We start from the raw sequence: 9,888 nt of genomic DNA, 5'->3' as shown, positions 1-9,888 counted from the left end.
CGGGCGGCGGCGCCGCGGCGGCCGCCTGCGGCTGCAGGCCGGGCGACACCACCGTGCCGGCCTGGCCGCGCGCCTGGATGTAGCCCTCGGAGGCCAGCAGCGAATACGCGACCTCCACCGTGCCCCGCGCCACGCCGAGTTCCTTGGCCAGCGCCCGCGCGGACGGAACGCGGTCGCCGGGCTTGAGCGTGCCCTGGGCGATCGCGCCGCGAAACCGCTCATAGACCTGCCGGTACAAGGGGCGGTCGGCGCCGGCCGGGTCCAGGGAAGAAGGGCTGATCATGGCATAGTCCAAATTTCATTTTATGGCCCTTCAAATTATGTCATGCGCTGCCTACCATGGCATCCATGACACACGACACATCCCTGCGCCATATCGAGACCCCCGACGAACTGCGGGCCTGCCTGCCGCTGATGCGCGAATTGCGTCCCCACCTGGCGGACGAGGCCGACTTCATCGAGCGCGTCGGCCGCATGCGCCATGAACGCTACCGCCTGCTGGCCGCCATGGAGGCCGGCCAGGCCGTGGCGCTGGCCGGCTACCGGTTCCAGGAAAACCTGATCTACGGCCGCTTTCTCTACGTGGACGACCTGGTCGTCTCGCCCGCCCGCCGGGGCCATCACTGGGGCGCCCGGCTGCTGGAGGCCCTGGACGGCATCGCCCGCGACAGCGGCTGCGCCCAATTGGTGCTGGACACCGGCCTGGCCAACGCCCTGGCCCAGCGCTTCTATTTCCGATCCGGCCTGTTGACCAGCGCCATCCGATTCAGCAAGAAACCTGGAACTCCCGCCGTATGACCATCCTGCGCATCATCTGCAGCCCCCGGGGCCGCGCCTCCGAAAGCTATCGCCTGTCGCAACGCATCGTCGAGCGGATCGCCGGCGCGGCCGACGGGGCTGCGCCGTCCGTGACCGAACTGGACGCCACCGCCCTGCCCCACGTCGACCCCGACTACGCCGCCACCCTGAGCGCGCCGCAGGATCCGCCCGACGAGGTCCTGGGACGCGGCGCGCTGCGCCAATCCGCGGAATTGATCCGCTCGCTGCGCGACGCCAGCCACATCGTCATCGCCACGCCGATGCACAACTTCACGGTGCCGTCTTCCCTGAAGGCCTGGATCGATCACGTGGTGCGCGTGCGCCACACGTTCCGCATCACCGCCGAAGGCAAGCTGGGCAGCCTGTCCGACCGGCCGGTGTACGTCGCGATCTCGTCCGGCGGCGAGTTCTCGGAAAGCGGCGCGCAACGCCAGCCGGATTTCCTGACGCCCTATCTCCGGCATGTGCTGGGCACGATCGGGCTTGCGGACGTGACGTTCTTTTCCGTCCAGGGCACGGCCCGGGGCCCCGCGGCGCTGGAGGCGGCGCGAGCGAAGGCCGAGGCCGACATCGCGGCCCACGCGTTCGGCGCCCGCGCGATCGCGGCGTAGTGCGGGCGGGCCATTGCGGACTCACCAAGCCGGGCTCATCCCTATGGATACGACCGCCGCACAAGCGATCCCGGCCTTCCGGAGGATTTAATCGGGGCGCATTGACACTGCCGAATGACGGGCTCTACGCTTTTCGCGGACCGCCTTCGCCCTAGGGCTTGCGGCCTATTCCTTCATTCGGGCTTTCGTGCAGGAGCGCGCCATGACCTTGCGTAGACCGGGCTTACTCGCCGCCATCGCCTTGGCCTTGTATGCGCTGGCGCTGCCGCGCGCCGACGCCGCGTGCAGCGACAGGAAGATCCAGTCCATGGCCGACGACGGACGTTCGGTGAAAGCCATCGCCAAAGCCTGCAACATGCCCGCCGCCAAAGTGCGCGGCATCATCGGGAAAGATGACGGCGACCCGCCGCCGCCGGCCGCCCGTCCCCAGGGGGCCCCAAGGGCGGACAAGGCGGAACCGCCCGAGGCGGCCGGGAAGCTGCCCTCGGGCAGCGGCCTGGCCATGTGCGATTGCCAGGGCTCCGTGCCGTATGGCGCCAAGGCGTCCGAACTGCGCTGCCAGAGCGGCACGTCCATCGCCACTCCATGCGCGGGATATTGCCCGCCCAACGGCATCGCGCCCTGGCGGCGGATATGCAGTTGACCGGCGGCCGACGGCGGCGCTGCAAAGCCCCCCGCGCCGCGGTCAATCCGCCCGGGCGGCCTCTTGCCCGGCCAGGCTGGCGCGGACCTGGTCGATGCGCAGGCCGTCGCGCCGGGTCACTTCGAAGCGCCAGTCGCGCCAGGGAATCGTCTCGCCGGCTTCGGGGATCCGCCCGCCCGCGCGCAGCAGGCAGCCCGCCAGCGTGGCGTCCGGATAGTCGTCGGCCAGCGCCGGCGCGTCCAGCAGGCGCGCGGCCTCGCCCACCGCCAGGCGTCCGTCCAGCAGCCATGAGCCGTCCGACAACTGCAACGCCTCGGGCCGGTCCTCCTGGTGCTCGGGCAGGTCGCCCGCCACCGCCGTCAGCACGTCCATGGGCGTGACCAGGCCTTCGCACACGCCGTGCTCGTCCACCACGATCAGCATGTGGTCGCGGCAGGCGCGCAGTTCGTCCAGCACCTTGAGCACCGGCGTGGTCTCCATCACGTAGCGCGGTTCGCGCGCCAGCTCCACCAGGTCGATCGGGCCGGGGTTGCGCAGCAGCGGCAGCACGTCCTTGAAATGCAGCACGCCCAGCACGTTGGCCGGGTCGCGCGCGCACAGCGGCAGGCGCGAATGGCCGGTGCCGAACTTGCGCACGACGGTCTCGGGCGTATCGGCCACGTCCAGCCAGGCGATATCGCCGCGCGGCACCATGATGGACCGCACGTCGCGCGCGCCGATGGACAGCACGCGTTCGATCATGGTGCTTTCCTCGGGCGCGAACGCGGGCTCGCCGCCGGCGCCGTCGACCAGCGCGATCATCTCGTCCGCCTGTCCGCCGTCCTGCCCCGCGGGCCGGGCGCGCAACAGGCGCAGCACGGCTTGCGCCGCGCGCTGCCGGCGGCCCAGGGCATGGGTGCCGCGGGCGCGGTTGCGGCGCGCCAACTGGTTGAACAGTTCGATCAGGATCGAGAAACCGATGGCGGCATACAGGTAGCCCTTGGGCACGTGGAAGCCCAGGCCTTCGGCCACCAGGCTGAAGCCGATCATCAGCAGCAGGCCCAGGCACAGGATCACCACCGTCGGGTGGCGGGCCACGAAGCCCATCAGCGGACGGCTGGCCAGCATCATCACCGCCATCGCCAGCACCACCGCGATCATCATGATGCTCAGGTCCTGCACCATGCCCACGGCGGTGATCACGGAATCCAGCGAGAACACCGCGTCCAGCACCACGATCTGCAGGATCACCTGCCAGAACACCGCGTGCTGCGGCCGGTGGCCGGCGTCGTGCCCGGCGCCGCCCTCCACCCGTTCGTGCAGTTCCATCGTGCCCTTGAAAAGCAGGAACAGGCCGCCCAGGATCAGGATCAGGTCGCGGCCGGAGATCTCGGCGCTCAGCAGCGTGAAAAGGGGCTCGGTCAGGGTGACCACCCAGGCGATGCTGGCGAGCAGGCCCAGGCGCATGACCATCGCCAGCGTCAGGCCGATCATGCGGGCGCGGTTGCGCTGCGCGGGCGGCAGTTTGTCCGCCAGGATGGCGATGAACACCAGGTTGTCGATGCCCAGCACGATTTCAAGCACGACCAGGGTCGCCAGGCCCAGCCAGGCGGTGGGATCGGACATCCAATCGAAAATCATCAAGGTTCCACGGAAAGCGTGACGCGGCGCGACATGGCGCCGCCAGGATCGAAGGGGAAGGACGCGCGATGGGCGCAAGGCCTGCGGCACAGGCGCGCAAAGGCCCGCGGGGCGGCGCGCGGCGGAGCGCGGCAGCCCGGGCGCGGCAGGGCCGCCATGGACGGGAACGGATCGTGGGACAGGCTTGCGGCGGGCGCCGCGGCGATGCCGGGAGGGGGAGTCGGGCGCCGGCGCGGCGCCTTGTCAGAGGGAGGGTCGTCGGTCATAAATGGCGGACGGCGCCGGCTGCCGGGCAGCGTTGCGGCGGCGCATCCACCTTGCTCTCTTTCTTACTGGAACCTGAATACTACCTGAAACCTGGTTCGAACCGCGGGGAATGGCACGGAAAAATCCGGCTTTATCAGTGTTTACCCTGGCATTCGGCGAAGCCAGACGCTATACTGCCGCCACTTTCAACCCATCAAGAGATCAACGTGGACAACGACGGATGTAGTCGCAACACGACTGCAAGCGCCGCTTGACGCAGGATCCGCGGACCTGATCCGCGCCGGTCCTGCGCAAAGCCAGGAACCGGCACCCGGCCCCGATGCGTTCGGCATCCCGGCCCCCGCCCTCCCCCTACCGCTTACCGACGCGATACGCCGGCCTTGCCGCGCGCGTATCCCGCCGGCCCGGCGGCGCATGCATGTGGCTCCCCACCGTGCTCCCCCCTCAAGGAGACGATCATGCGCATCAAGCAATTCCTGCCTTACCGATTCACCATCGTGAGCCTCGGCGCCACCCTGAACGCGCTGCGCAAGCAGCTTTATTACGAACTGCGGGACCTGGACCTGCGCGTGGTGGAGGTGCGCGTGTCGCGGGCGGACGCCAGCCAACTGGCCTCCACGGTCGTCACGCTGCGCTGCGCGCCCGAGCAGCGCAAGCAACTGGGCGCCATCGCCCTGCGGCTGGGCCAGAGCCCCGACGTGCGGCGCGTGCACTGGCAGCACGAGTCCGGCGCCGACATCGCCGTGCTGCCGGCCTGAGCGAAACGGGGAGAAGACGATGAAGAACTTCGAGAACATCCAATTCCTCACCCTGGCCAATACGCTGGTCAGCCTGCTTACCGCCTTCGTGCTGGGCTCCATCGTGGGCATCGAACGCCAGTTCCGGCAGCGCACGGCCGGCCTGCGCACCAACGTGCTGGTGGCGGTGGGCGCGGCGATCTTCGTGGACATGGCGTTCCGGGTGGGCGGCGCGGACGGCGGCGCGCGCGTGATTTCCTACGTGGTGTCGGGCGTGGGCTTCCTGGGAGCGGGCGCCATCATGCGCGAAGGCGGCAGCATCCGCGGGCTGAACACCGCGGCCACGCTGTGGGGATCGGCCGCGATCGGCGCCTGCGCCGGCGCGTCGCTGATGCTGGAAGCCGTGGCGGCCACGGCGTTCGTGCTCGCGGCCAATACGTTGCTGCGGCCGGTCGTCAGCTACGTCAACCGCCAGCCGGTGGATGCGCAGACCACGGAAGTGACCACGGTCATCCACCTCATCGCGAAAATGGAAGACCGGCAGGCGGCCATGACCGTCCTGGAAGACGTGCTGGAATCCGAACAGTTGCCGCTGTCGGAACTGAAGATCGACCAGTTCGGCGAGAACGAAGTGGAGATCGAAGCGGCGCTGAGCGAAGCCTCGGTCGACGAGCTGGACCTGGACCGCGTGATCGCCGGCATCGCGGCCTCGCCCGCCGTGCGCACGGCATTCTGGGCGGCCCGCGCGGTATAAGGGCATAGCGGATCCCAGGGGGACGCCAGCAAGGAAAGGCTCTAGAATAGGCGCCGATCATGCGCCGTCCCCTGAGCTCCCTCGCCCGCAACGCCGCCAGCCTGTGGCTGGTGATGGCGCTGTTCGCGCTGAAGGCGATAGTGCCTCAGGGATTCATGCCCGCCACGCAGCAAGGCGGCGCACTGATACAGCTATGTTCGGCCGCGGGCCCGATCTGGGTCGCGGGCCCGAGCAAGCCCGGCGACGCGCCCGACGAACGCCATGCGGCGCAAGCCGCGAGCTGCCCGACGGGCATCGCGCTGGCCGCGGTGGCGCTGCCGCCTTCGCCGGTGCTGCTGACCGCGGCGGCGGCCGCCATGACCCATCCGCTGGCCGCGCGGGCGCCGCCCGTCCTGGCCCGGTCCTCCGCCTTCGGCGGGCCTCTTGGGGCCCGCGCCCCGCCTTCCCTCCCGGTATCGCGCTAGATCCCGGCCGCGCTTGCGGCTGCAATCCCCAGCTTACCGAGAGTACCCATGTCTTCTTCTTCCGCCGGGACGCGCCGCGTCCCGAAGCGGCGCGCGGCCGTCTGGACCGCGCTCGCCTTCACGCCCGTATTGGTTCCCGCGCACGCCCAGAACGCGCCCGTCGCCACCCTGCCCAGCATCTCCGTTTCGGGCGACGCGCCGCCCCTCACCCTGCTGGAGCCGACCGGCACCGGCACGCTGCTCGGCCTGACGCCCTTCGAGACGCCGGCCAGCATCGAAATCATCAGCAACGAGCAATTGCGCGAACGCGGCGCCGCGACCGTCACCGACGCGATCACCCAGGCCGCCGGGATCAGCGCCATGCGTCATCCCGGCAACGGCGGCTCGTCCCTGTCTTCGCGCGGCTTCACGGATTCCAATTCGGTCGCCCAGTTGTACGACGGCGTGCGCCAGTACGGCGGCGTCGGGCAGACGTTCATCTACGATCCGTGGGCCGTGGACCGCATCGAGGTGCTGCGCGGCCCGGCCTCGGTGCTGTATGGCGAAGGCGCCATCGGCGGCGTGGTCAACGTCATCCCCAAGAAGCCCACCCGCGGGCCCATCGAGAACGAGATCCAGGCAACCGTGGGCACGCACGACACCCAGCGCCTGGGCTTGGGCAGCGGCGGCGCGCTGGACGATAAATGGTCGTACCGGCTGGACGTCAGCGGCAACCACAGCGACACCGGCATCAGCCTGGGCGACTCGCGCGACGCCGCGGTCACCGCCGCGCTCAGGCTGGACGTGTCGCCCGAACTGAACTTCACGCTGACGCAGGCCTACGCCTGGCAGGAGCCCACCCGCTACTTCGGCACCCCGCTGATGGACGGCACGATGGACTACTCGCTGCGCAAGCAGAACTACAACGTGGCCGACAGCAAGATCATCTACCGCGACAGCCGGACCGAACTGAAGGCGGAATGGTCGCCCAATCCGGCCACCCAGGTCCGCAGCCGCGTGTACTACATCGGCAGCGACCGCGACTACCGCGATGCCGAGAACTACGCGTGGGTGCCCGGCGGCATGATCGAGCGCAGCGCCTACACCGATATCCGCCACGACCAGGAGCAGGCCGGGACCATCACCGACGCCACCTTCGACGGCCATCTGCTGGGGCTGGCGAACAAGGTCGCGGTCGGGTTCGAACTGAACCGCGCCTCGCTCAAGCACACCAACAATTCCCCCTACTCCGGGACGTCGTTGGTGGATCCCTACGACGTGGACCACGGGCGCTTCATCAACGTCGCGGGCACTACGCCGCGCTACCGCAACACCGCCACCCAGTACGCGCTGTTCGCCGAGGACCGGCTGATGCTGACCTCCGCCTGGTCCGTGCTGGGCGGCCTGCGGTACGACCACATCGACCTGAAGCGGCGCGACCTGGTCGCCGACCAGACCGCGTTCCGCACCACCTTCACCAACGTCGGCTGGCGGGTCGGCACGGTCTACGACGTGCTGCCCACGCTGTCCGTCTACGGCCAGTACGCGCAGGCCGCGGACCCCATCGGCAGCCTGCTGCTGCTGTCGCCCACCAACAAGGATTTCGAGCTGTCGGAGGGCAAGCAGGTGGAGGTCGGCGTCAAGCAGACGTTCTGGAACGGCAAGGGGCAATGGACGCTGGCGGCCTACCATATCCGCAAGAACAACCTGGTGACGCGCGATCCGAACGACCCGGCGCTGCGCATCCAGGTGGGCGAGCAATCCTCGCGCGGACTGGAAGCCACCCTGGGCGTGGAACTGTCGCCCGCGTGGCGCCTGGATCTCAACGCGGTGGCGCTGCGGGCGCGCTATGACGACTTCAACGAATCCGTCAACGGGGTCAGCGTATCGCGCAACGGCAACGTGCCCACGGACGTGCCCGAACGCGTGGCGAACGCCTGGATTAGCTGGAAGTTCGCGCCTCAGTGGACAGCCAGCGCGGGCCTGCGCTACGTGGGCAAGCGCTACGCGGACGCGGCCAACCGGCTGGAGATGGCGGGCTACACCACGACCAACCTGGCGCTGCAATGGGAACCCCGGCGCGACCTGAGCCTGGCCCTGCGCGCGTTCAATGTGTTCGACCGCCAGTACGCGGAAACCGCGTACTACAACCAGACGCAGTGGCTGTTGGGCGAAGGCCGCCGCGTGGAGCTGAGCGCGAACTACCGGTTCTGAGGCCCGGCTTCTCAGGCCGCCTGGCGCAAGGCGGCCGCGGCCGGGTCCCAGCGGCGGCCCGGCACGGCCGCCAGCAGCGCCTGGGTGTAGGGATGCGAAGGCTGGCCGAACACCTGCGCGCACGGCCCTTCTTCCACCACGCGGCCGTCCTTCATCACCGCGACGTCGTCGCAGACCTGCGCGGCCACGCGCAGATCGTGGGTGATGAACAGGATGGACAGGCCCAGTTGTTCGCGCAGCCGCGCCAGCAGGGCCAGCACCTGGGCCTGGACCGACACGTCCAGGGCGGACACCGGCTCGTCCGCGATCAGCACCTGCGGACGCATGGCCAGCGCCCGCGCCAGCCCGATCCGCTGGCGCTGGCCGCCCGAGAACTCGTGCGGATAGCGCCGCAGGGCATCGGGCGACAGGCCCACCAGTTCGAACAATTCGCGGGTGCGCGCCAGCGCTTCGGCCCGCGACGCGCCGTGCACGATGGGCCCGCGCGAGACGATCTCGCCCACGCGCTGGCGGGGATTCAAGGAGCCGTAGGGATCCTGGAACACCATCTGCACGCGCCTGGCGTGGGCGAGCCGCGCCGCGGCGCCCTTGAGCGCCAGGGGTTCGCCGTCCAGCGTGATGCCGCCCGCGTCGGGCAGTGCCAGGCCGAGCAAGGTCCGCGCCAGCGTGGACTTGCCGGATCCGCTTTCGCCGACGATGCCCAGGGTGGCGCCCTGGCGCAGGGTCAGCGTCACATCGTCCAGCGCGCGGGTTTCCCGGCCGGGGCGGCCCAGCCAGCCGCGCTTGCGGTAGGTCTTGGACAGACCCTGCGTGCGCAGGATGGCCGGCGCGCCGGCATCTGGCGCGGGTCGCGTGGCGCTGGCGGCCAGCGGCGGCACCGCGCCGATCAGGGCGCGCGTGTAGGGATGCCGGGGATGCTCCAGCACCTGCTGCGCCGTTCCGCTTTCCACCAGTTCGCCGCGCTGCATCACGGCGACGCGGTCGGCGATCTCGGCGACCACGCCGAAGTCATGGGTAATGAACAGCACGGCCGTGCCCTTGCGGCGCTGCAGGTCGTGGATCAGGTGCAGGATCTGCGCCTGCGTCGTGACGTCCAGCGCCGTGGTCGGTTCGTCGGCGATCAGCAGCGCGGGTTCCAGCGCCAGCGCCATGGCGATCATGGCGCGCTGGCGCTGCCCGCCGGACAGTTCGTGCGGGTACGCGCCCAGCGCCCGCGCCGGATCCGGCAGGCGCACCGATTCCAGCAGGTCCAGCGTGCGCCGCCGGATCTCGGCTCGCGGCAGGCGCGTATGCGTGCGGAAGACTTCGGCGATCTGGTCGCCGATCGTGCGCAAGGGGTTCAGCGCCGTCATCGGCTCCTGGAAGATCATGCCGATGCGCTTGCCCCGCAGGCGGCGCAGCGCGTCGGGCGGCAGCCGCAGCAGGTCCTGCCCCTCCCAGAGCACCTGTCCGGCGCTGGCGCGGACGCCCTGCGGCAGCAGCCCCAGGATCGCGCCGGCCGTCAGGGACTTGCCCGAGCCGCTTTCGCCCACCACGCACAGGATTTCGCCAGCGTGCGCCGACAGCGACAGGCCTTTGATCGCATGCGGCCTGTCGGCGCCCGGCGGCAGGTCCACGGTGAGATTGTCGATGCGCAGCAATTCGGCCATGAGCGTTCCGCAGGAAGGAAGCTGGGAATCATAGGCGCGGCCGCGCCGGCTTGGGAAATGCGCTTTTCGCATTTGCTCATGCGGATCCCGGCGGCGCGTTACGGCCGCTTACCCGCCGGGCACGCGGCTTG

At 69.8% G+C, this 9,888-nt stretch carries 10 protein-coding genes; 7 read left to right on the top strand and 3 right to left on the bottom strand.

Annotated elements, in window-relative coordinates:
- The coding region (locus tag AVE30378_RS26750) for a GntR family transcriptional regulator (RefSeq protein ID WP_129245316.1) at window positions 1-283 on the bottom strand (283 nt) is incomplete at its 3' end.
- Between the two features lie 65 nt (window positions 284-348).
- Between AVE30378_RS26750 and AVE30378_RS26745 the strand changes: the two genes are divergently transcribed.
- The 3 genes from AVE30378_RS26745 to AVE30378_RS26735 all read left to right on the top strand — a co-directional run bounded on the left by AVE30378_RS26745 (window position 349) and on the right by AVE30378_RS26735 (window position 2,073).
- Entirely contained in the window at window positions 349-798 is a 450-nt protein-coding gene (locus AVE30378_RS26745) for a GNAT family N-acetyltransferase (protein ID WP_129245314.1), read from the top strand.
- The gene (locus tag AVE30378_RS26740; RefSeq protein WP_129245312.1) at window positions 795-1,430 is read left to right on the top strand and encodes an FMN-dependent NADH-azoreductase; all 636 of its coding nucleotides are present in this window, start codon (window positions 795-797) and stop codon (window positions 1,428-1,430) included. Before AVE30378_RS26745 ends, AVE30378_RS26740 begins: the two co-directional genes overlap by 4 nt.
- A 202-nt stretch (window positions 1,431-1,632) precedes the next feature.
- On the top strand, window positions 1,633-2,073 hold the full coding sequence (locus AVE30378_RS26735; RefSeq protein ID WP_129245310.1) for a hypothetical protein: 441 nt from the start codon (window positions 1,633-1,635) through the stop codon (window positions 2,071-2,073).
- Window positions 2,074-2,115: 42 nt separating this feature from the next.
- On the opposite strand, the gene AVE30378_RS26730 is transcribed toward AVE30378_RS26735, so the two are convergent.
- Window positions 2,116-3,693, bottom strand: a complete 1,578-nt coding sequence (locus AVE30378_RS26730; RefSeq protein ID WP_129245308.1) for a TerC family protein — start codon at window positions 3,691-3,693, stop codon at window positions 2,116-2,118.
- Between the two features lie 725 nt (window positions 3,694-4,418).
- Here AVE30378_RS26730 and AVE30378_RS26725 point away from each other — a divergent pair.
- From AVE30378_RS26725 to AVE30378_RS26710, 4 genes are read left to right on the top strand one after another with little or no spacing between them, the layout of a single operon-like run.
- Window positions 4,419-4,718, top strand: a complete 300-nt coding sequence (locus AVE30378_RS26725) for a hypothetical protein (RefSeq protein ID WP_244235156.1) — start codon at window positions 4,419-4,421, stop codon at window positions 4,716-4,718.
- 19 nt (window positions 4,719-4,737) lie between these two features.
- Window positions 4,738-5,451, top strand: coding sequence for an MgtC/SapB family protein (locus AVE30378_RS26720; protein WP_129245306.1), 714 nt, complete (start codon window positions 4,738-4,740; stop codon window positions 5,449-5,451).
- A gap of 59 nt (window positions 5,452-5,510) precedes the next feature.
- A complete protein-coding gene (locus AVE30378_RS26715) occupies window positions 5,511-5,915 on the top strand; it encodes a DUF2946 family protein (RefSeq protein WP_129245304.1) in 405 nt (134 codons plus the stop codon).
- A 48-nt stretch (window positions 5,916-5,963) separates the two neighbouring features.
- Window positions 5,964-8,108 (top strand): TonB-dependent receptor, encoded by a 2,145-nt coding sequence (locus AVE30378_RS26710; RefSeq protein WP_208742447.1) that lies wholly within the window; start codon window positions 5,964-5,966, stop codon window positions 8,106-8,108.
- A gap of 11 nt (window positions 8,109-8,119) precedes the next feature.
- On the opposite strand, the gene AVE30378_RS26705 is transcribed toward AVE30378_RS26710, so the two are convergent.
- Window positions 8,120-9,757, bottom strand: coding sequence for an ABC transporter ATP-binding protein (locus AVE30378_RS26705; protein WP_129245303.1), 1,638 nt, complete (start codon window positions 9,755-9,757; stop codon window positions 8,120-8,122).
- Between the last annotated feature and the right edge of the window lie 131 nt (window positions 9,758-9,888).

This window comes from Achromobacter veterisilvae, from assembly GCF_900496975.1.
Lineage (GTDB): Bacteria > Pseudomonadota > Gammaproteobacteria > Burkholderiales > Burkholderiaceae_B > Achromobacter > Achromobacter veterisilvae.
The sequence above is the reverse complement of the archived record's forward strand: the minus strand, read 5'-3'. Positions and strand labels throughout refer to the sequence as shown.

Coding starts and splice junctions, on each gene's coding strand:
- AVE30378_RS26730 (WP_129245308.1), bottom strand. CDS start 3,693: ATGATTTTCGATTGGATGTCCGATCCCACCGCCTGGCTGGGCCTGGCG.
- AVE30378_RS26720 (WP_129245306.1), top strand. CDS start 4,738: ATGAAGAACTTCGAGAACATCCAATTCCTCACCCTGGCCAATACGCTG.
- AVE30378_RS26705 (WP_129245303.1), bottom strand. CDS start 9,757: ATGGCCGAATTGCTGCGCATCGACAATCTCACCGTGGACCTGCCGCCG.
- AVE30378_RS26715 (WP_129245304.1), top strand. CDS start 5,511: ATGCGCCGTCCCCTGAGCTCCCTCGCCCGCAACGCCGCCAGCCTGTGG.
- AVE30378_RS26735 (WP_129245310.1), top strand. CDS start 1,633: ATGACCTTGCGTAGACCGGGCTTACTCGCCGCCATCGCCTTGGCCTTG.
- AVE30378_RS26740 (WP_129245312.1), top strand. CDS start 795: ATGACCATCCTGCGCATCATCTGCAGCCCCCGGGGCCGCGCCTCCGAA.
- AVE30378_RS26745 (WP_129245314.1), top strand. CDS start 349: ATGACACACGACACATCCCTGCGCCATATCGAGACCCCCGACGAACTG.
- AVE30378_RS26710 (WP_208742447.1), top strand. CDS start 5,964: ATGTCTTCTTCTTCCGCCGGGACGCGCCGCGTCCCGAAGCGGCGCGCG.
- AVE30378_RS26725 (WP_244235156.1), top strand. CDS start 4,419: ATGCGCATCAAGCAATTCCTGCCTTACCGATTCACCATCGTGAGCCTC.